Raw genomic sequence first — 20,041 nt, forward strand, 5'->3', positions numbered from 1 at the left:
GGGTGAAGCGCCGAGGGGCCGCCGACTAGGCTGATAGCCCATGATCGACCTCCGACTCCTGCGGGAAGACCCCGACGCGGTGCGCGCCTCGCAGCGTGCCCGCGGCGAAGACCCCGCCCTCGTCGACGCCCTCCTCGAGGCGGACGCCGCGCGCCGTGCCGCGGTCGCCACCGCCGACAACCTGCGTGCCGAGCACAAGGCGATGGGCAAGCTGGTCGGCAAGGCGTCCAAGGAGGAGCGCCCGACGCTGCTCGCGCAGGCGCAGGAGATGTCGGTGAAGGTCAAGGAGGCCGAGGCGGCCCAGCACGCCGCCGACGCCGATCTGGACGCCGCGCAGCGCGCGATCTCGAACGTCGTGCAGGAAGGCGCGCCCGCGGGCGGCGAGGACGATTACGTCGTCCTCGAAACGATCGGAACGCCACGCGAATTCGACTTCGAGCCGAAGGACCACCTGGAGCTCGGCGAGGCGCTCGGTGTGATCGACATGGAGCGCGGCGCCAAAGTGTCGGGCGCGCGGTTCTACTTCCTCACCGGCTTCGGCGCGCTGTTGCAGCTCGGCCTGCTCCAGCTGGCCGCGCAGAAGGCCGTCGCCAACGGCTTCACCATGATGATTCCGCCGGTGCTCGTGCGCCCGGAGATCATGGCGGGCACCGGCTTCCTCGGCAAGCACTCGGCTGAGGTCTACCACCTGGCCGACGACGACCTGTACCTGGTCGGCACCTCGGAGGTGCCGCTGGCCGGCTACCACTCGGGAGAGATCCTCGATCTCGGCGAGGGCGCCAAGCGGTACGTGGGCTGGTCGTCGTGCTTCCGCCGCGAGGCGGGCAGCTACGGCAAGGACACCCGCGGCATCATCCGGGTGCACCAGTTCGACAAGGTCGAGATGTTCGTCTACACCACGCCGCAGGAGGCCGCCGCCGAGCATCGGCGCCTGCTCGCCTGGGAGCAGGAGATGCTCGCGGCCATCGAGGTGCCCTACCGCATCATCGATGTCGCGGCGGGCGATCTGGGCAGCTCGGCGGCGCGCAAGTTCGATTGCGAGGGCTGGGTGCCGAGCCAGCGCACCTATCGTGAGCTCACCTCGACCTCCAACTGCACCACCTTCCAGGCCCGCAGGCTCGCCGTGCGCTACCGCGACGAGAATGGAAAACCGCAGATCGCAGCCACTTTGAACGGCACGCTCGCGACCACGAGGTGGATCGTCGCGCTGCTGGAGAACCACCAGCAGGCCGACGGTTCGGTGCGGGTGCCCGAGGCGCTTGTTCCGTTCGTCGGTACCGAGGTGCTGCGACCCGTGCGCTGACGGCGGGCGATAGCCGCTGGTTCGCCGTGCCCGGATTCCGGGGATGTGGCAACCAGTGAGATGTGTTGTGTCTAGGCTGTTCCCCGTGCGAGGAATCGGGGCGCGTGGCGATACCCGAACCCGGGTGCGTGCTGCATCGGCGCTGGCGACGGCAATGGTCATGGCTCGGACCACCGGGGCGTTCTACGTCATGGGTGGTGTGCTTGGCCTGGTGATCACGGCTGTCGCACCGGGTGACGAGGGTAATCGACCACTGGTCGGCACAGCGGCGGCGATCGCGCTGGCGCTGGGTCTGACGCTGCTCGCGTGGGGTCCGCGACTGCCGCATTCCATCCACCACGGCTACGTCGCGATCGCGACCGTACTGGTGACGATCGCGGTGCACTCGTTCCCGAACACCGTCGGCGGCATCAGCCTCGCTTCGTTCTACGTCTTCGTCGCCTGCGACGCGGCCCTGTTCTTCCGCTGGCCGCAGGCGGCGGCGCACATCGCCTTCGCCATGGCGCTGTGCTTGTGGGCGCTGCCCGCGCGCGACCTGCCCTGGTGGTCGGGTTTCATCCCGGCGGGCGTGACATTCGGCGTCGGCGTCGTCGTCGGCATTCTGACCAGGATGGCCTCGGAAGCCGATATCGACGTACTCACCGGCCTGTTGAATCGCCGCGGCTTCGACCGCGCGCTGAACACCGCGATCGGGCAGGCCACCCGAAGCGGGCAGGGCCTCTCGCTGGTGCTGGTCGATCTCGACCGCTTCCAGAAGATCAACGATCACCTCGGCCACCGCGCGGGCGACGCGGTACTGCAACGCGTCGCCGACACCTGGTCCAAGCTGCTCGGTCCCGAGCAGCGGCTGGCCCGCTACGGCGGCGACGCCTTTGCCCTGCTGCTGCCGAACACCACCGAACAGGCCGCGATCCTGCTCACCGAGCAGCTGCGGTCGGCCGTCACCACCGGTTGTTCGGCGGGCGTCACCTCGTGGCAGCCGGGTGAGTCCGGTTCGCTGCTGGTGAGCCGCGCCGACGTCGGTCTGTACCGCGCGAAGCAGGCAGGCCGCAACCGGACGGTGCTCGAGTCCTCCCGGCAGTTGCCGCTGGCCGTCGAGCTGCGCGAGGCCATCGATCGCGGCGCGCTGGACGTGCACTACCAGCCGATCGTCAGCCTGAGCGAGGGCGGCGGCAAGGCGGTCGGCGTCGAGGCGCTGCTGCGCTGGTCGTCGAGCGCGCAGCCGGATGTCACCACCGAGGGACTCATCCGGGTCGCGGAGGAATACGACCTCATCTCCGATCTGGACGAGCTGGTGCTGCGCCGCGCCTGCGCCGACGCGGCCCGGTTGCAGGAGACCTTCGCGCAGCTGGACCTGACGCTCAACGTCAACGTCAGCGGTCTGGAACTGGCCGAATCCGGCTACGCCGACCGGGTTTCCGACATTCTGGCGAACACCGGGTGGCCCGCCGATCAGCTGGTCCTCGAGGTCACCGAGAGCGAGCTGGCCGCCGAATCTCAGACCGCAATCGCGAATCTGCACACGCTGCGCGACCGAGGCGTGCGCATCGCCATCGACGACTTCGGCACCGGCTACTCCTCGCTCAGCCGCTTGGCCACCCTGCCGAGCGACATTCTGAAGGTCGACCAGTCCTTCGTGGCTGCCATCCGCTCGGATTCGCCCGCGCCGCCGCTGCTCGGCGTGATCGCCGCCCTCAGTAGCGCGCTCGACCTTCAGGTCATCGCCGAAGGCGTGGAGACCGAGTACCAGGCGGCGGTGCTCACCGAACTCGGTTTCGCGCTCGCGCAGGGCTACCACTACAGCGATTCGCATCCGGTATCGGAGCTGATCAACGACCTGAACGACGGCCAGGGCCGGATCGGTGCCGGGTTGTCCGACCGGGAGCTCGGCGACGACTCCATGCCCGCGGCCAACGGCTGGCTGCCGCTCGGTTGAGTCGTCCGCGGGTGCGGAAAATCGCTTGACGAGGCACCAGCCGTGCGTCGAAGCTGAAGGACATGCGCTTGATCATCAACGGCTATTGAGCTTCCCGCGTACCCTCCACGCGATGGGGTCGTGATCACGGCGTCCGCGGTCTCACCGTGCGCGCGGTGCTGTTTCGGGGCTCGCGCGATCTCATCCCGCTCTACGCGCTGTACGCGCTGCTGTTCGCCGAACACGGCCTGAACACCGCGCAGATCTCCTCGCTGCTCGCCCTGTGGTCGGTGACCGCGTTCGTGCTCGAGGTGCCGTCGGGCGCCTGGGCCGACACGGTGTCACGGCGCGGCCTGCTGGTCCTCAGCGGCTCGCTGGTGCTCGCGGCCTTCACGCTGTGGACCGTCGCGCCGTCCTATCTCGGATTCGCGATCGGCTTCGTGCTGTGGGGCGTGTCGAGCGCCTTGGAATCGGGCACCTTCGAGGCGCTGGTCTACGACGATCTGGTCGCCAAGGGCGAACCTGTCGCCTACCCGCGGATCATGGGCTACGCCCGCGCGGCCGCGGAGGGCGCCGTCGTCGTGGCGATTCTCGCCGCGACACCGCTGTACGGCTGGGGCGGGTACGACTTGGTCGGCTGGTCCAGCGTGGCGATCGCGGCGGTACATGTGTTCATCGCGGTGTCGTTACCGAGCGCGCCGAAGGCGGCGTCGGTCGACGACCTGACCGACGACGCGCCCGACGCCGTCGCGACGGTGCCGGGCCATCCGGTCGTGCCCGGCGACGCACGCGCTCCGGCCGCCGATCGGTCCGGCGTGCTCACCCGCTATCTGACGATGTTGCGCACCGGCGTCGGCGAGGCGATCCGGGTGCGCCGGGTCCGTAACGGCGTGTTGCTCGGCGCGCTGCTGTTCGGCATCACCGCGTACGACGAGTACTTCGCGCTGCTCGCACAGTCCGCGGGCGCGCCGACCGTGGTGGTGCCGCTGCTCGTCGGTCTCACCGTCGTCGGCTCGCTCACCGGTTCGCTGCTCGCGGGGCGCACGGCGCGGCTGTCCGCCCGTGTCATCGCGGCAGCCGTCGCCGTGGGCGGCGTGCTGTTCATCGGCGGCGCGCTGATCTCGGGTCTGGCCACCGATCGCCCGGACGCGGTGTATCTGCTCACCGGCGTCGGCTTCACGGCGATCGGCATCGGCTACGGCGTCGTGCTCAATGCCGAGGTGGTCGCCGAATCCCGGTTGCAGGACGCGATCGAGGGCCCGGCCCGCGCGACGGTCACGTCGGTGTCCGGTCTGCTGTCGGAGGTGGTGTCGCTGGTGATCTTCGGATTCGTCGCGCTGGCCACGGTCTGGCTCTCGATGGCCGCGACCTTGGCGCTGCTCGGTCTGGTCATGCTCGCCATCGCCGCGCTCACCCCGGCTTGGCTGCCGCGGCGCGTGGTGCGGGCGGAGGTCGCCGGACAGGCGTGAGCGGCGGTGCCGGCCGACCCGCGGGTACGGTGCGGAAATGGCCGGGCGGACGAGGCTGGGGTTGCTGTGCGGGTTCTGCATCGGCGTGGGTGTGGCGGTGCAGGCCTGGGTGAACGGTGCGCTCGGTGTCCGGTTGCAGGATGGCATCGCCGCCGCCACGGTGAGTTTCGGGACCGGACTGCTCCTGCTCGTGATCGCCTTCGCGCTCAGCGGGCGACTGCGTGCGGGACTCGGCGCGGTGCGCCGGGCGCTGGGTGATCGGACGCTGCACCGGTGGCAACTGCTCGGTGGGTTGTTCGGCGCGTTCTTCGTCGCGTGTCAAGGTCTGACCGTCGCGGCGATCGGCGTCACCGCGTTCACCGTCGCCGTCGTCGCGGGCCAGCTGTCCAGCAGTCTGGTCGTCGATCGGCTGGGTTTGGCGCCGAGCGGCTCGACTCCGATCACCGCGCCGCGGGTGGGCGGCGCGGTGCTCGCCGTGGGCGCGGTGTTCCTCGCCGTCGCAAGCCGCTCCGGCGCCGCACCGGGCGCGCTCGCCCTTCCCGAATCGCTGCGCGCGGTCCCGTCCGCGCTGCTCATCGTGCTGCCCGCGCTGGCGGGCATCGGCCTGGCCTGGCAGCAGGCGGTGAACGGACGCGTCGGCGCGGTCGGCGGATCGTTCTCGGCCGCCCTGGTGAACTTCGCCGTCGGGCTCGTCGCCCTGGTGTCGATCGAAGCCGCCCTGCTGACTGGTACGGGCGGCCTCGGCGAATTCCCCACCGAACCCTGGCTCTACCTTGGCGGCGCGATCGGCGTCGCGTTCATCGCCCTCGCCGCGCTCACTGTCCGCTGGATCGGAGTCCTGCTGCTCGGCCTCACCTCCGTCGCGGGCCAGCTCGCCACCGCGATCGCGCTCGACCTGATCATCCCGACCGGCCCTGCGCTGTCACCGTGGTCCGTGCTGGGCTGCCTGCTGACATTGGCCGCCGTTGGTATGGCCGCGCGCCGGAGCGCGAGTCCAGCCGACCGGCTCGCACCGAACCGTTCGCAACACATCCAAGACTGTTCCGGCGATTCCGAATTCGAATAACCGCTGATGTGGCATGGTGCGCCCATGCTGATCGAATACGGGGTGTGGGTGACGCGGTTGGCGCTCGCCGTGGTGTTCGGATTGTCGGCCTGGGGGAAACTGTCCGATCGCGGGGGGACGCGGCAGGCGGTGGGGGACTTCGAGGTGCCGCTGCAGTGGGTGCCCGCGGTCGCGTGGGGGCTGCCGGTGATCGAGGCGGTGCTCGCGGTGGGTGTGCTGCTGCCGTGGATCGCGGCGGTCGCGGCGATCGGCGCGTTGCTGCTGCTGACGGTCTTCACCGCGGTGATGGTCCGGCTGATGCGGCGCGGGAAGCGTCCGGCGTGCTCGTGTTTCGGGGCGGCGAGCGCGACGCCGATCGGTGCGCGCAGCATCGTGCGCAACGGTGTGCTGATGCTGCTCGCGGCCGTGGTCCTGTGGGGCGCGTTCGCCCGTCCCTCGGTTCCCGCTGGATTGCCCGCCGACGCTGCCACCGGTCTCGCGCTCTTCGCTGTGCTGTGCGGCGCGCTGGTGTGGTTGACCGGTCAGGTCGGCGCGCTGCGTCGCAGGCTCGACGAGCAGGCACTGTCGACGCTGGGCGCCGAGGGTCTTCCGGTGGGCGCGGTCGCGCCGGAGTTCGAGCTACTCGACGTCGCCGACACACGCACGAGCCTGGCCGACCTGCTCGCGGCGGGCCGGGCCGTGCTGCTGGTGTTCGTGCATCCGGGTTGCGAGATGTGCGCGGCGCTGGCCAGGGAGCTGCCGCGATGGCGGGCGCGCACCGAGCTGACCATGGTGGTCGTCGGGAACGGAGACGCTGTGGAACAGGCCGCGTGGGGCGTGGAACAGGGGCTCGGCGAGGACATCCCTTCGCTGGTGCAGCAGGGCAACGAGGCGGCGCTGCGCTACCGTGTCCGCGGTACACCGTCGGCCGTGCTGATCGACGGCGACGGACGGGTCGCCGCGCCCGTCGCGCGGGGCGCTATCGCGATCCGCGAGCTGATTCTCGCCAGAAAATCCGTCCGGACTCAGCTTTCCTCTCGAAGCAACGGTCATCACGCCGCCGCGCATGGCGCGCGCTGACCGGTCGGCCCTGTTTACCCCGCGAGAAACCGACCTTTGGTTCAAATCGATTGGTGCGCAGAGTATTTCGCGAACACAGTAGCTATGAGATAGCTAGGATCGAAAAGCATCGATGCAGAAACCGCGCTCGACCCACCACCACTTCAGTAGGGGAGATGTCATGGCGGACTTCGCATTCACCGATTACTCCGGCAAGGAATTCATCATCCGGCTGACCAACGAGCAGCGCATCGAGGAGGCCCGCCGGATCCTGTCCGGTGCGGAGACGATGTCGGTCCACGTGATGGGCCGGATCAGGAAGCAGCCGGCCGACTACAACCCGGGCTGGAGTTTCCACCTCGATCCCGACACGATCACCTTCTTCACCGTGGCGATCGAGGTCTGCGACTCCAGCATCGTCTACCTCGAAGACCACCTCGACGAGGCGTGCGGCCCCTTCCTGCCCGGTTGTTTCTGGTGTCCCTGGTCGTCCAGGCTCACCAGGGAAATCCGCTGATCGGCGGGCACACCGCGTGAGACCCCGGCCGGGTGCGCCGGCCGGGGTCGATCGAACTCAGAGCTGGCGCGACCGCAGCTCGTGCCCCTTCGAGGTCTTGCACCGGCCCGACTCCAGATCCCACTGCCAGCCGTGCAGGTTGCAGGTGAGGGTGTTGCCTTCCACCACGCCGAACTTGGAGAGATCGGCCTTCAGGTGCGGGCACCTGCGCTGCACCTCCCAGCCGGCGATCTCGGTCGAGGCCGAATCGTCGTGCGCCTCGGAGAACCAGCCGTCGGCGTAGGCGATGCGCTCGTCGGTGAGGCACTTGAAGAACGTGTAGAGGAATTCGTTGTAGCCGCCGATGCGCCACGCCTCGAACCGGGTGGACAGGAAGATGGTGTTCACCCAGTCGGGCTCGTTGTCCCGCAGCACCGTCTGCACCAGCTCCGGCGCGATGCGGAACCCGTAGCGGTACTTGCCCTCGCCCTCGATGGGCGCGCGCACCGTCCGCTTCGGGAAGTCGAGCACCACCGTCTCCTCGCCGATCACCAGGCCGACGGGGTAGCCGATGCCGTCGCAGATCAGATCGCTCTGCGCCATGATCGGCTCGAACAGCTTGCGCAGCGGCTCGAGCAGCGGGCCGTCGCCCTTCGCCCATGAGGCTTTCTCGGCCTCGATCACCGGAGCGAGCCGCTCGGCCATTCGCTCGATGTACCCGGCTTTGTCGGCGTAGATCTCGGCCGGATCGAACGGGTGCGTCAGCGCCAATTCCTTGCCGTGCACGTCGGCGACCGAGCCGGGGATCATCAGGATCCCGCCTTCGTTGCCGTGGATTCGCATCTGCTCCAGGAACACCATCTGGTCCGGGAAGATGTTGCCCTCGTCGCCGCGGTCGTCGTTGAGGTAGCGCAGCTCGGGGTCGAGGAACACCGGCGGGCCCGCCGACGGCACCACCCAGGTCGCGCCGACCTGCTCGATGTAGCTGCGCGCCCGGTCCATCCCGCGCTGACGCTTCTGCTTGCCGAAGTTGGACTTGGTGCGGGCCGGGATGTCGTAGACCATCGGGTACCAGATGGCGCCGGAGTACTGGAGCAGGTGGATGTCCACGTGGCCGAACGCTTCGTGCAGCACGTCCATGTCCACCGGGCGGGCGTCGTTCATGTTGAAACAGACGGTCTCACCGTCGGAGACCACCAGGCCCGAGTCGCCGATAGGCCCGTCGGCGGGCGCGCGCAGGGCGATGATCATGATGTCCAGCTCGCCGCCGGGACCGGTCACGGTGTGCTTGACCGAGTCCTCGGTCTCGATGAACTTGTGGAAGCCGAGCTTCTCCAGCTCGCGGCGCAGATCCGGCACCGGGTAGTCCGGCAGCAGCACCGTCGCGTCCTTATCGACGTGCTTCGCCAAGTGCTCCGCGTCGAAGTGGTCGCGGTGCAGGTGTGAGACGTAGAGGAAATCGCAATTACCCAGCTCGTCCCAGTCCAGCTGGGTGTTGTCGGGGAACGGGACCCACGAAGCGAAGTACGCGGGGTTGACCCACGGATCGCAAAGGATCGATCCGGCCGCGGTTCGGATGTGGAAACCGGCGTGTCCGACGCTGGTGATCTGCACGAGCTGTTCCTCCTACGCGTACCTCCGCCTGCGCTCCGGCGGTGCGCTGAGCGATGGACGGACTTCGTCCGGCGGCACCATCGGGCGTACCTGCTGCTGCGCCGCGCCGGATGGGCGTTATCAGGCAACCAGGTTAGTAGCTGCGTTCACATGACGATGCTCACGGTGCCCGCTACGGCGAGACGTCGCCGATGCAGTACCCCTCGTCGCTCTCGGTCAGCGTGAACGTGCGGACCTGAGTGACGCCGGAGGAGTTGGTGACCGGCACCTCCACGGTGAGGTAGCCGTCGCCGATGAATTCGGAGCTGATCTCCTGACCTGCGAAGTCGGTCGCGCCGGTCAGCTTGCCGGGATTGTTCGCCAGCGGCGGCGGCGTCGGGCTTCCGGTGCCCGTCGGGTCCCACTCGGCCGGGCTGGCCTTGCAGATCAGCGGGTAGTTGCCTTCCTTGTCGGCGGGGTCGAGCGGTTCGCCGACGAAGCGGGCCAGGTAGCGGCGCACGGTGTGGCGGGCGTCGGCGTCGTTGTAGCCGACCTCCGTGCCCGCGGGGAACACGCGCGGACAGGCGTAACCGGTCGCGATCGCGTCGCGCTCCACGGTGACGGTCGCGCTGCGGCTCTTCCAGGTGACGGTGCTCGCGGTCGCGGCGCCGGGCTGGGCGATGGCGGCGAGGATGGTCTGCTTGTCCTCGTACATGTCGGCGACGTTGCCGGGAGCCATGGTCCAGCACTTGTCCTGTAGTTCGGCAATGGTGTCCGACTCCAGGTCGGCGGCCCAGCGTCGCAGCGCGGTCGCGGCCTCCGGTACGCCGGGCACCGCGCCGACCTCGGGCGCATCGGCGGGCGCCGCGGCGAGTGTGCTGGTGGTGGCGGTGGTCGGCGGCGCCGAGGGAATGGCGGCGGACGGCGTCGTCGCCTTGGCGGGCGCGGGATCGTCGCCGGGGATGCCCGAGACGGAATCGCAGCCTGCCAGCAGCAGCGCGCCGCCGAGCGCCATGCCGATCACCGCCCCGCGGTACCCCCGCCGCGCGGCGCGGCCGGGTGGCGCCGAGGAACCTTTGCTCGATGCTGCCGGGTCGCCTGCGTTGCTGATGGTCCGGTCGCTAGACGCCAGCGGTCGGGCGCGTTCCACTTCGACGATCCTCTTTCTGAGCCGATCGGGGCGGATCCCGATCCGGTGGGCGTTTCGCCACTGCCGGATGGGAAAGTCTGCGACTACGCTAGCGGAATTGTGGAACCCGTCTACCGGACGATCATCGGGCTGGCCCGGACCGTCTTCTTCGTGCAAGGTCTGAAGTTCACCGTCAAGGGCGCTGAACACATCCCCGCGACCGGTGGTGCCGTCATCGCGGTCAATCACACCGGCTACATGGACTTCACCTACGCCGGACTGCCAGTGCGTACGCCCAAGCGCTACATACGGTTCATGGCGAAGAAGGAAGTCTTCGACAACAACATCTCCGGCCCGATCATGCGGGCGCTCAAGCACATTCCGGTGGACCGTGCGGCGGGCGCCGACTCCTACAAGGCCGCGGTGGACTACCTGCGGCGCGGCGAACTGGTCGGCGTGTACCCGGAGGCCACCATCAGCCGCAGCTTCGAGATCAAGGAGTTCAAGTCCGGAGCCGCGCGGATGGCCATCGAGTCAGGCGTGCCGATCATCCCGATCGTCATCTGGGGCGCGCAGCGGGTGTGGACCAAGGGTTTCCCGAAGCGGTTGGGTCGCACCAACACTCCGATCTCCATTCTGGTCGGTGAGCCGATAAAGCCCTACGAACCCGCCGCCGACCTCACCGCCGAACTCCACGCCACCATGCAGCGGATGCTGCTCGAGGTGCAGGCCGGCTACCCGCACGAGCCCGGCGCCTACTGGGTCCCCGCCCGCCTCGGCGGCAGCGCCCCGACCCTCGAACAGGCCGACGCCATGGACGCCGCCGAAGCGGCCGAGAAGGCGGCACGCCGCGCGAGTCGCGCCGACTGATCCTCGACAAGTCATCGGGTTCCGCTGTGTCCGAGGGCTTTCGCGGTGCCCGAGGGCTTTCGCCGAGTCCGATGACTTTCGTGTGACCGGCTGAGGGCCCATGTGCAATTGTCAGGCCGTCACCTGGCACGGGGTGGCGGCCGGGAGGTGGCCGCGGAAGAACTTGCCCGGCGGCACGCCCATGAGGGTGCGGAAATCGGCGGTCAGGTGGGACTGGTCGTAGTAACCGTTGTCGGCCGCGACCCGCGACCACGGGGTGCCGCCCGCGTGGGCGAGGACCTGACGGACCCGGTCGATGCGGGCGAAATGCTTGGGCGACAGCCCGATTCCAGCGCTGAACAGGTTGCGCAACTGGCGCTCGCTGACCGCGAGGTCGGCGGCGAGCGCCGGGATCGGTCGTGCGGCCGGTTCGGCGAGTGCCACGGTGGCCTTGGTCAGCAGGCCGCGGTGTGCACGTTGCGTGGCGTCCTCGGAAAGGCGCTGCGGTAGTTCGTCTTCCAGGAAGGCGAGGACGTCGTCGTGGGGCAGGTCGGCGAGCGCGTCCGCGAGTTCGGCCGCGGGGCCGGGCAGGTCGGCGAGCCGCACCGCTCGATCGGTGAGTTCGCTCGCGGCGACGCCGAGCATCGGGTGGGTCGCGCCGGGAGCCAGGCGCAGCCGGACGCAGCTCGCAGGCTCTTTCGCCGCCGAATAGGTCGCTTTGGTGCGTGGGCCGAGCACCAGCGCCGCACGCCGACCCGCTTCCTCGGTGCGCAGCACGATGGTGGTCGCCGTGTGCGGAATGTGCGCGAACGGTTCGGACAGGTCCCGCACCAACGGAATCCGGCCGAGTTCGGTCAGCCACGGGCGCAGCGATTCTGGAACGTGCTCGGTGGACTCGAGGCGCTCTGCGGTTCGGACGGACGTTTGCACCGTATCGACTCTAGGCATTTTCGCGCCCGGCGGTTGTGCCGAAACTTCCTATGAAGCGATGGCCCTGGCACGGCACCGTCGTAGCCATGATTCTGATCACCGGTGCCACGGGCACCATCGGCAGTGAGATCGTCCGACAACTGGCCGCACGCGACATACCGGTCCGCGCGGTCACGCGCGACCCGGCACGGGTGCAGGCGCGCGGCGGCGTCGAGGTGGTGCGCGGCGACTACGGCGACGCCGAGTCGATGGCGGCGGCGATGAAGGACGCCGACTCCGTGTTCCTGGTCGGCGTACTCGGACCCGAGGACGCCGACACCGACCGCGCCCTCGTCGCCACGGCGCGCGCGGCCGGAGTGCGGCGAATCGTGAAGCTCTCGGCCATCGGCACCGGGGAACCGGCACTCGGCCGCGTCGGCACCTGGCACCTGCCCGGTGAGCAGGCCGTCAAGGAGAGCGGACTCGAATGGACCGTGCTGCGCCCGAGCAGTTTCGCCTCCAACACCCTGAGCTGGGCCGACCCGATCCGCGCCGGTCAGCCCGTGCCCAACCTCACCGGAGAAGGGACACAGGGCGTCATCGACCCGCGCGATGTCGCCGCCGTCGCGGTCGAGGCCCTGCTCTCCGCCGCCCACGCAGGCCGCACCTACACCCTCACCGGCCCGGAACTGCTCACCGCCGCCGACCAAGCCGCCGCGCTCGCAACGGTCCTCGGCCACCCGATCGATATCGCCGACATCCCCGAGGAACTGGCGCGGCAGCACATGCTGTCCGCGGGCATGTCCGCCGAGTACATCGACGGCGCTCTCGCGGGCCAGGCTTACGTGCGCGCGGGCCGCAACGCCGTCCGCACCGACGACGTGCACACCGTCCTCAACCGCCCGCCCCGCACCTACGCGGCCTGGGCCGGGGACCACGCCGACGCGTTCCGTCCGGTACCGGCCCGGTCCTAGCAGCCGGTCTCGACGCCTCGCACGGCTTTACAACCTTGCGACGCGTGGGGAGCCTGTGCGAAGTCTTCAGGCGAGCGTTCGCCGATAGGCGACCGACTCGCGGACCTCGAACCCGGCCCGGCCGTACAGCCCAACCTATGTGAGTCGCGGCCGATTTTGAATCATCCGCACCCGCCGACTAAAGTTGCCCATCGCACGGCAACGCGCCCTCGGGACGCCACGCGGTGCATGCGGATGTAGCGCAGCTGGTAGCGCATCACCTTGCCAAGGTGAGGGTCGCGGGTTCGAATCCCGTCATCCGCTCTTCGATTCCCTCGCGCCGTGTCGCGAAATCCTCCACCGATCCATCACACCCGAGCAGGCCGCGCTCCGCGCCCGAGTTCGGATACGATCACTGCTGCCTCGGTCCAGCAACCGGCCGCTGAGTATGTCGGCGTGCCTGGGCGGGTGACGCGAGTTCGTTGTGAACGGAGGCCGTGGTGTCTTTGCACACCCACGATGCTGATTCCGCCGTCGATTCGGGTCCGCTGGGCCGGGAATCGATGATGCTGCTGGTCGAGGACGATCCCGGCGACGCCTTGCTGGTCGAAGAACTCGTCGCCGACGTCGCACAGGGGCTGCGCCTGGAGTGGGTGCGGACGCTTGCCGAGGCGGGCGAGCGGCAGTTGCGTCTGCTGGAGCAGGTGCTGTTCGCCGAGCGCACCGATCGGCAGACCTTCGCGACCGCGACCAGCCTGACGCTCGACCCTCGGACGCGTCGCGTGCAGGTGTGGCGGGCCGGGTATCCCGGGATGCTGCGGCAGCGCGGCGACGAGTCGCGATCTCTTTCGTCAACTTACCCGATGGGGACGGTCGTAATCGCGGCGTCGAAACCACGAGGCGGACAACACAATCGATGGTCCGGTCGCGCCGAATTCCGCTTGCCCGGTGATCGAATGGGTATTGCCATGGGGAGTAGGCAATCGACATCGGCGTCGCTCCGACATCGTCTGCCGGGGAGACCACGCAGGGAGGCAATCGAGGTGACACCGTCGCGCTCGCTTCGGATCCGAACGCCACCGAGACCACTGGAGCTGGGCTTTCCGGCCACCGCCGATCGCTTGGCCGAGGTGAGGCACGCCGTTCGACAGTGGCTGGAACAGTGCGGTATCGGCTCCGACCGTGCCCATGACGTGTTGCTCGCGATCGGGGAGGCGTGCGCCAACGCGGTCGAGCACGGACATCGCGGCGATGGCGGCATCGTGCGCGTGCGCGCGTCGTACTGCGGCGGCGAACTGAGCATCACGGTCGCCGATCGCGGCAGCTGGAAGCCGCCCGATCCCGGAACGGCGTCCGTGCGGGGGCGGGGTCTTGCGATCATTCGCGCGGTGATTCCCGAGGTGAGCATCACCACCGGGGACAGCGGCACCACCGTGGCGATGCGAATTCCGCAGGCCACCTGAGGTCAGGCGAAGCCGCGGGCCTGGTGCAGGGTGAGCGGCGGGAGGTAGTCGTCGACGAGTTCGCGGCGCCAACAGGTGCGGTCGCGGCGGAGTTCGCGCGGGGAGGTGTAGTGGTACTCGTAGAGGCGGGCGCGGATGTAGCGGGGCGGGGTGTCGGGGAACGGGCAGCGGCGCAGCAGGCGGATGGTGGCCGGGTCGTTCTGGAGCAGCCGGACGACGAAGGGGAGCAGCCAGGACGCCGCGTAGCGCGGTGAGATGGCGGCGAACCACATCAGCCAGTCCAGTCGCAGGTGGTAGGGCGCGAACTGGCGGGGCCAGCGGTGCGGGTCACCGGGTTTGCCCTTGAATTCGTATTCACGCCAGACGGTTTCGTCGGAGATCCTTGCGTCGGCGGTGCCTTCGATCACCACCTCGTTGCGCACCCGGTCGATGCTTCCGAAGGCGCCGTAGGTGTTGACGAGGTGGTAGGGGTTGAACGAGGTGTTCATTCGCTGGTTTCTGGAGCACATGTTGCGCACCGGCCAATAGCTCATGGCGACGGTCGCCACGGTCAGGACGAGCACCGCGCCCACGAACCACAGCGGCGGCTCGGGCAGCGTCCGCGCCTCGGGAATGGGCAGCGGGCCGAAGACCCAAGCGTCCAGCGCCGTGACCGCGAGCAGGATCGTCACCCAGTTCAGCCAGGCGAAGTTCCCGGAGAGCACCAGCCACAGCTGGGTCACGATGATCAGAATCGCGGCGATGCTCGCCACCGGTTGCGGCGCGAACAACCCGAACGGCACCACGAGCTGCGCGACGTGATTGGCCGCCACCTCCACCCGGTGCAGTGGCCGCGGCAGGTGATGGAAGAACCAGCTGAGCGGTCCCGGCATCGGCTGGGTCTCGTGGTGGTAGTACAGGCAGGTCAGATCGCGCCAGCACGGGTCGCCGCGCATCTTGATCAGCCCGGCGCCGAACTCCACCCGGAACGCCAGCCACCGGGCGAGCAGCAGCACGAGCAGCGGCGGCGCCACGGTGTCGTTGCCCAGGAAGATCGCGAGGAAACCGGTCTCCAGCAGCAGCGATTCCCAGCCGAACGAGTACCACACCTGGCCGATGTTGACGATCGACAGATACAGCGCCCACAGCACCGTCCACGTCGCCATGGCCGCCCACAGCGGCACCAGATCCCCGAGCCCCGCGACCATCGCGGCCGAGAGTGCCACCCCCGCCCACGCGACACCCGCGAAGAACCGATCCGAATAGTGCAGGTGGAACAGGCTCGGCGAGCGCCGCGGCGAAACCCGTCGCAGGAACCGCGGCGCCGGCAGCATGCCGTGCTCACCGATCAGCGCGCGGAATTGCAGAGCCGCCCCGAGAAAGGCGAGCAGGTACACGACGGCCAACCCACGCTGAAACACCAGCCTGGCCTGCCAATATTCGGGCGCCGTGAACCACTCCATGCCCGCATCTCCTCGGACGGTGGAAGTCCATGGGTTGCTTCCGTACTACCCAACCGCCCAGCACGAAAACGCCCCGCGCCGGCGATGAGTTTCCCGGACCTGTCCCGTCTGCATGTGTGAGATGCTCCGGAAGCTCCGGACACAGCCACACAAGCGAGGTCACAAATGGGCAAGGTCGTCGTCTCCGAATTCGTTTCCGCCGATGGGATCATCGAGAACCCCGCCTGGACGTTCCCGTTCTGGAACGACAGCATCGCGAACTTCAAGAGCCGCGAGGTGTTCGACGCCGACGCGCTGCTGCTCGGCCGCACGACCTACGAGGGCTTCGCCGCGGCCTGGCCCGACCACCCGGAGGAGGGCGAGTACAAGGTCCGGATGAACAGCATGCCCAAGCATGTCGCCACCACCTCGCTCACCGAGCTGGAATGGAACGCCGACCGCATCGAGGGCGATGTCGCCGAGGGCGTGGCCAAGCTGCGCGCCGAGCAGAACCTTCTGGTCTTCGGCAGCGGCGCGCTGATCAACACGCTGCGCGCCAACCAGCTCGTCGACGAGTACCGGCTGGTGATCTACCCGGTGCTGCTCGGCAAGGGCCAGCGGCTGTTCGACGTTGTCGACGCCGAGGACACGCTGGAACTGACCAGCTCGGAGGTACTGGACAACGGCGTGATCCTGGCGACCTACAAGGTCACCGCCCACAGTGTGGTGCGTCCTTCTTTCGACTGACCCGGCGCGCACGACGAGGGCGGGACGGCCCCGTGGGGTGCCGTCCCGCCCGATCGGTTTCGCGCTACCAGCGCGATTGAGTTTCGCGCTACAGCGCGGTGGAGCGGAAGCCGCGCAGTCGCAGGCTGTTGCTGACGACGAACACCGAGGAGAACGCCATCGCCGCACCGGCGAGCATCGGGTTCAGCAGGCCCGCCATGGCCAGCGGGATCGCGGCCACGTTGTAGGCGAAGGCCCAGAACAGGTTGCCCTTGATGGTTCCGAGCGTCTTGCGGGACAACCGGATCGCGTCCGCGGCGGCGCGCAGGTCGCCGCGCACCAGGGTCAGGTCGCTGGCCTCGATGGCGACGTCGGTGCCGGTGCCCATGGCCAGACCGAGATCGGCCGTGGCCAGCGCCGCGGCGTCGTTGACGCCGTCGCCGACCATCGCGACCACCTTGCCCTCGGCCTGCAACCGCTCGACGGTCGCGACCTTGTCCTGCGGCAGCACCTCGGCGATCACTTCGTCGATGCCGACCTGATCGGCGATGGCCCGTGCCGCCGCCTTGTTGTCGCCGGTCAGCATGATCGGGGTCAGGCCGAGCACCTTCAGCTGTGAGATCGCCTCGGCGGAAGTCGATTTCACTGCGTCGGCCACCACGAGCACGCCGCGCGCCTTGCCGTCCCAGCCGACCGCGACCGCGGTCTTGCCCTCGGACTCGGCCGCGTGCATGGCCCGCTCCAGCTCGTCGTCCAGGCGCTGGGACCAGTCCGCCAGCAACCGGGCCCGGCCGACGATCACCGCGTGCCCGTCCACCACGCCCTGCACACCGAGGCCTTCGATATTGGCGAACCCCTCGACGGGTGCGAGCTCGCCGACCTTCTCGCGGGCGCCCTTGGCGATCGCCTGCGCGATCGGGTGCTCCGACGAATCCTCCAGCGCCCCGGCCAAAGCCAGCACCTCGCCCACGTCCTCGCCGTCGGTGGCGATCACGTCGAGCAGGGTCATCTTGCCGGTGGTGACGGTGCCGGTCTTGTCCAGCACGACGGTGTCCACCCGGCGGGTCGACTCCAGCACTTCGGGGCCCTTGATAAGGATGCCGAGCTGTGCGCCGCGTCCGGTGCCGACCATCAGCGCGGTCGGGGTCGCCAGGCCGAGGGCGCAGGGGCAGGCGATGATCAGCACCGCGACCGCCGCGGTGAACGCCGCCGCAACGGAACCACCTGTGCCGAGCCAGAATCCGAGGGTCGCGACCGCGAGCGCGATCACCACCGGCACGAAGATCCCGGAGATCCTGTCGGCAAGCCGTTGCGCCTGAGCCTTGCCGGTCTGCGCGTCCTCGACGAGCTTCGCCATCTGCGCCAGCTGGGTGTCGGCCCCGATCCTGGTGGCGCGCACCACGAGCCGGCCGCCGACGTTGACCGTCGCGCCGACCACGGCGTCGTCCTTGCCCACCTCGACCGGCACCGATTCGCCGGTCAGCATCGAGGCGTCGACCGCGGAGGAACCCTCCACGATCACGCCGTCGGTGGCGATCTTCTCGCCGGGGCGGACCACGAATTCGTCACCGACACCGAGCTGTTCGATCGGAATCCGCCGCTCGACGAGGTCTCCATTGCGGCGCTCCCGGGGCTCTCCGTGGTTACGCTCGCTGCCTCCTCCGAGCCCGTCGCTCGCGCCGCGGCGAAGCACCGATACTTCTTTGGCGCCGAGCTCCAGCAGGGCGCGCAGCGCAGCGCCCGCCCGCCGCTTGGACCTGGCCTCGAAGAAGCGCCCGGCCAGGATGAACGTGGTGACACCCGCCGCGGCCTCCAGGTAGATGTTGCCGGTGCCGTCCATCCGCGAAATCGTGAACTCGAACGGGTGGGTCATGCCCGGCGTGCCCGCGGTGCCCCAGAACAGCGCGTACAGCGACCAGCCGAGCGCGGCGAGGGTGCCCATCGACACCAGGGTGTCCATGGTGGCGGTGCCGTGCCGCAGATTGGTCCACGCCGCGCGGTGGAACGGCAGCGCGCCCCAGACCACGACCGGGGCGGCCAGTGTCAGCGAGAGCCACTGCCAGTTGGTGAACTGCAAGGCGGGGATCATCGCCATGGCGATCACCGGAACGGTCAGCACCAGCGAGACGAGCAGCCGGGTCCGCAGGGCGGCGGTCGGATCCGCTTCGGCGGCAGCGTCTTCCGTCGTGTCCGCGGCCGGAGTCTGCGGCGCGGGCAGCGCGGCGGTGTAGCCGGCCTGCTCGACGGTGGCGATCAGGTCCTCCGGGGAGATGTCACCGGTGAAGTCCACCCGCGCCTTCTCGGTCGCGTAGTTGACGGTGGCGGTGACGCCGTCCAGCTTGTTGAGCTTCTTCTCGATGCGGTTGGCGCAGGACGCGCAGGTCATGCCGCCGATCACCAATTCGACCTGGCCGGTGGCCGGTGATTGCGTCGCGGTCGTCATCGGAATTCCTTTCTGTGCGGCACAGGGGTGATCAGTGGCCGTGGGGGGTGTCCGCGCCGTGCCCGGTCGGCTCGGCGGTCTGCGCGTTGCCCGACGGTACCGAGACCGTGAACTCGGCGGTGCGCACCACCCCTTCGTGCTGGAAATCGAGGAACAGGCGGTAGTCGCCCGCGCTCGGAGCCGTCACGGAGAAGGTGATGCCGGGACCCGCGGGTGTGACGCCGTCGCCGGGGTGGCCCTCCGGGTGAACGTGCAGGTAGGCGAGGTCGGCGGCGCGCAGCGCGACCAGGTGACCGTAGGCGCCGAGGTAGGGCTGCAAATCGGTGACGGGCTTGCCATCCTTGCTCACCGACAGCGTCACCTGCGTGGACCGGCCCGGCGTGATCGCGCCGTCCAGGGTGACGGTGTAGCCGTTCACCGCGGCGGTGCTCGCCGCGACCGGCAGCGGCCGCGGGTCGTAGGCGCCCGCGACGCGCAGGTCGGCGCCGAGGGTCAGGTTCTCGCCGCCGTCGGGGGTGAAGTCGGCGAACACGCGGTAGTCGCCCGCGCGGGTGAGGTCGAGGGGGACGCTCCAGGTGCCGTTGCCGTCGAGCACCGGGTGCACGTGCTGGAAGGCGGACATGTCGCGGCGGACCACGATCAGGTGCAGGTCCTTGTCGTGGCTGCGGACGTAGCGGGTGACAGGTGCGCCCTGCTGATCGAGGATGCGGAACCGCAGCGGTGTGTTGGGGGCCGCGGTGGTCTGCGGGGTGTCCAGGCTCAGGGTGTAGCCGCCGGAGGTGACCAGCAGCCCGCCGGGCAGTTCCCCCGCGCCGGACCCGGTGGCGGGTCCGGTCGCGGGGCTGTCGTGCGCGGGGGTGTCGGTGGGCTCCGGGCCGAGCGCCGCTCCGGTCGCGAGCGCGATCCCGAAGACCGCCGCGAGTCCGAGGGTGAAGCCGGCGAACTTGGTTGTCGCGTTCATCGGGGGCTCCGTTTCCGGGTTGTCGTTGTCAGTCGGTGAGCTGGAAGCCCGCGCGGTCGATCGCGTCGGCGATGGCGGCGCGATCCGCCTGGGCCGGTCCGGAGACCGTCACTGTCGCGCCGTCCAGATCGACGCCGACCTCGGTGACGCCGGGAATCGCGCCGACCTTGTCGCGGACCTTGTTGACGCAGCAGCCGCAGGTCATACCGGTGACCGAGTAGGTGGTTGTGGCGGTTGCCGTGCTGCTCATGTCTGTCTCCTTGTCTGCCGCGACGGCTCCCCGCCGCCGCTGTCGTGTCTACCATAC

17 protein-coding genes and 1 tRNA gene are annotated in these 20,041 nt (G+C 69.2%); 11 read left to right on the forward strand and 7 right to left on the reverse strand.

From position 1 onward, the window contains the following. Positions 1–40: 40 nt before the first annotated feature. The 6 genes from serS (at position 41) to AB0H50_RS09230 (ending at position 7,308) form a co-directional block, all read left to right on the forward strand. On the forward strand, positions 41–1,303 hold the full coding sequence (serS, locus tag AB0H50_RS09205) for a serine--tRNA ligase (RefSeq protein ID WP_357448833.1): 1,263 nt from the start codon (positions 41–43) through the stop codon (positions 1,301–1,303). Between the two features lie 124 nt (positions 1,304–1,427). Continuing rightward, a complete protein-coding gene (locus AB0H50_RS09210) occupies positions 1,428–3,239 on the forward strand; it encodes a bifunctional diguanylate cyclase/phosphodiesterase (protein WP_357448835.1) in 1,812 nt (603 codons plus the stop codon). 155 nt (positions 3,240–3,394) lie between these two features. Beyond that, a complete protein-coding gene (locus AB0H50_RS09215; RefSeq protein ID WP_357448837.1) occupies positions 3,395–4,687 on the forward strand; it encodes an MFS transporter in 1,293 nt (430 codons plus the stop codon). A gap of 37 nt (positions 4,688–4,724) precedes the next feature. Then, positions 4,725–5,753: a DMT family transporter gene (locus tag AB0H50_RS09220; protein WP_357448839.1), complete on the forward strand. Its 1,029-nt coding sequence runs from the start codon at positions 4,725–4,727 to the stop codon at positions 5,751–5,753. Positions 5,754–5,777: 24 nt separating this feature from the next. Next, entirely contained in the window at positions 5,778–6,812 is a 1,035-nt protein-coding gene (locus AB0H50_RS09225) for a MauE/DoxX family redox-associated membrane protein (protein ID WP_357448840.1), read from the forward strand. Positions 6,813–6,972: 160 nt separating this feature from the next. Next, a complete protein-coding gene (locus AB0H50_RS09230; protein WP_357448842.1) occupies positions 6,973–7,308 on the forward strand; it encodes a calmodulin in 336 nt (111 codons plus the stop codon). 57 nt (positions 7,309–7,365) lie between these two features. Here the strand turns inward: AB0H50_RS09230 and AB0H50_RS09235 are convergent, their stop codons facing one another. Beyond that, entirely contained in the window at positions 7,366–8,901 is a 1,536-nt protein-coding gene (locus AB0H50_RS09235; protein WP_357448844.1) for a Rieske 2Fe-2S domain-containing protein, read from the reverse strand. Positions 8,902–9,073: 172 nt separating this feature from the next. After that, positions 9,074–10,030, reverse strand: coding sequence for a hypothetical protein (locus AB0H50_RS09240; protein WP_357448846.1), 957 nt, complete (start codon positions 10,028–10,030; stop codon positions 9,074–9,076). A gap of 99 nt (positions 10,031–10,129) precedes the next feature. Between AB0H50_RS09240 and AB0H50_RS09245 the strand changes: the two genes are divergently transcribed. Continuing rightward, entirely contained in the window at positions 10,130–10,879 is a 750-nt protein-coding gene (locus tag AB0H50_RS09245) for a lysophospholipid acyltransferase family protein (RefSeq protein ID WP_357448848.1), read from the forward strand. Positions 10,880–10,990: 111 nt separating this feature from the next. Here AB0H50_RS09245 and AB0H50_RS09250 read toward each other — a convergent pair whose 3' ends face one another. Next, complete coding sequence (locus AB0H50_RS09250; RefSeq protein WP_357448850.1) at positions 10,991–11,788, reverse strand: helix-turn-helix domain-containing protein; 798 nt, start codon at positions 11,786–11,788, stop codon at positions 10,991–10,993. An 86-nt stretch (positions 11,789–11,874) separates the two neighbouring features. Between AB0H50_RS09250 and AB0H50_RS09255 the strand changes: the two genes are divergently transcribed. The 3 genes from AB0H50_RS09255 (at position 11,875) to AB0H50_RS09265 (ending at position 14,183) form a co-directional block, all read left to right on the forward strand. Next, entirely contained in the window at positions 11,875–12,741 is an 867-nt protein-coding gene (locus AB0H50_RS09255; protein ID WP_357448852.1) for an NAD(P)H-binding protein, read from the forward strand. Positions 12,742–12,971: 230 nt separating this feature from the next. Beyond that, positions 12,972–13,044 (forward strand) — tRNA-Gly (locus AB0H50_RS09260). Positions 13,045–13,220: 176 nt separating this feature from the next. Beyond that, positions 13,221–14,183 (forward strand): ATP-binding protein, encoded by a 963-nt coding sequence (locus tag AB0H50_RS09265; RefSeq protein ID WP_357448854.1) that lies wholly within the window; start codon positions 13,221–13,223, stop codon positions 14,181–14,183. 2 nt (positions 14,184–14,185) lie between these two features. Here the strand turns inward: AB0H50_RS09265 and AB0H50_RS09270 are convergent, their stop codons facing one another. After that, complete coding sequence (locus tag AB0H50_RS09270; RefSeq protein ID WP_357448855.1) at positions 14,186–15,625, reverse strand: lipase maturation factor family protein; 1,440 nt, start codon at positions 15,623–15,625, stop codon at positions 14,186–14,188. 165 nt (positions 15,626–15,790) lie between these two features. On the opposite strand from AB0H50_RS09270, the gene AB0H50_RS09275 reads away from it, so the two are divergent. After that, the gene (locus tag AB0H50_RS09275) at positions 15,791–16,351 is read left to right on the forward strand and encodes a dihydrofolate reductase family protein (RefSeq protein WP_357448857.1); all 561 of its coding nucleotides are present in this window, start codon (positions 15,791–15,793) and stop codon (positions 16,349–16,351) included. A gap of 88 nt (positions 16,352–16,439) precedes the next feature. Here the strand turns inward: AB0H50_RS09275 and AB0H50_RS09280 are convergent, their stop codons facing one another. The 3 genes from AB0H50_RS09280 to AB0H50_RS09290 are packed head-to-tail and all read right to left on the reverse strand — an operon-like array spanning position 16,440 to position 19,984. Next, positions 16,440–18,773 carry a heavy metal translocating P-type ATPase gene (locus AB0H50_RS09280; RefSeq protein WP_357448859.1) on the reverse strand — a complete coding sequence of 778 codons (2,334 nt, stop codon included), beginning with the start codon at positions 18,771–18,773 and terminating at the stop codon, positions 16,440–16,442. Between the two features lie 31 nt (positions 18,774–18,804). Beyond that, entirely contained in the window at positions 18,805–19,734 is a 930-nt protein-coding gene (locus tag AB0H50_RS09285; protein ID WP_357448861.1) for a hypothetical protein, read from the reverse strand. A gap of 28 nt (positions 19,735–19,762) precedes the next feature. Next, positions 19,763–19,984, reverse strand: coding sequence for a heavy metal-associated domain-containing protein (locus AB0H50_RS09290; protein WP_357448863.1), 222 nt, complete (start codon positions 19,982–19,984; stop codon positions 19,763–19,765). Positions 19,985–20,041 lie beyond the last annotated feature (57 nt).

It is taken from the genome of Nocardia sp. NPDC050793 (assembly GCF_040654065.1).
GTDB lineage: Bacteria > Actinomycetota > Actinomycetes > Mycobacteriales > Mycobacteriaceae > Nocardia.

What these genes read in the sequence shown, in the direction of transcription:
- serS (WP_357448833.1), top strand. Translation starts at nt 41, where the DNA reads ATGATCGACCTCCGACTCCTGCGGGAAGACCCCGACGCGGTGCGCGCC.
- AB0H50_RS09220 (WP_357448839.1), top strand. Translation starts at nt 4,725, where the DNA reads ATGGCCGGGCGGACGAGGCTGGGGTTGCTGTGCGGGTTCTGCATCGGC.
- AB0H50_RS09225 (WP_357448840.1), top strand. Translation starts at nt 5,778, where the DNA reads ATGCTGATCGAATACGGGGTGTGGGTGACGCGGTTGGCGCTCGCCGTG.
- AB0H50_RS09230 (WP_357448842.1), top strand. Translation starts at nt 6,973, where the DNA reads ATGGCGGACTTCGCATTCACCGATTACTCCGGCAAGGAATTCATCATC.
- AB0H50_RS09255 (WP_357448852.1), top strand. Translation starts at nt 11,875, where the DNA reads ATGATTCTGATCACCGGTGCCACGGGCACCATCGGCAGTGAGATCGTC.
- AB0H50_RS09270 (WP_357448855.1), bottom strand. Translation starts at nt 15,625, where the DNA reads ATGGAGTGGTTCACGGCGCCCGAATATTGGCAGGCCAGGCTGGTGTTT.
- AB0H50_RS09275 (WP_357448857.1), top strand. Translation starts at nt 15,791, where the DNA reads ATGGGCAAGGTCGTCGTCTCCGAATTCGTTTCCGCCGATGGGATCATC.
- AB0H50_RS09280 (WP_357448859.1), bottom strand. Translation starts at nt 18,773, where the DNA reads ATGACGACCGCGACGCAATCACCGGCCACCGGCCAGGTCGAATTGGTG.
- AB0H50_RS09285 (WP_357448861.1), bottom strand. Translation starts at nt 19,734, where the DNA reads ATGAACGCGACAACCAAGTTCGCCGGCTTCACCCTCGGACTCGCGGCG.
- AB0H50_RS09290 (WP_357448863.1), bottom strand. Translation starts at nt 19,984, where the DNA reads ATGAGCAGCACGGCAACCGCCACAACCACCTACTCGGTCACCGGTATG.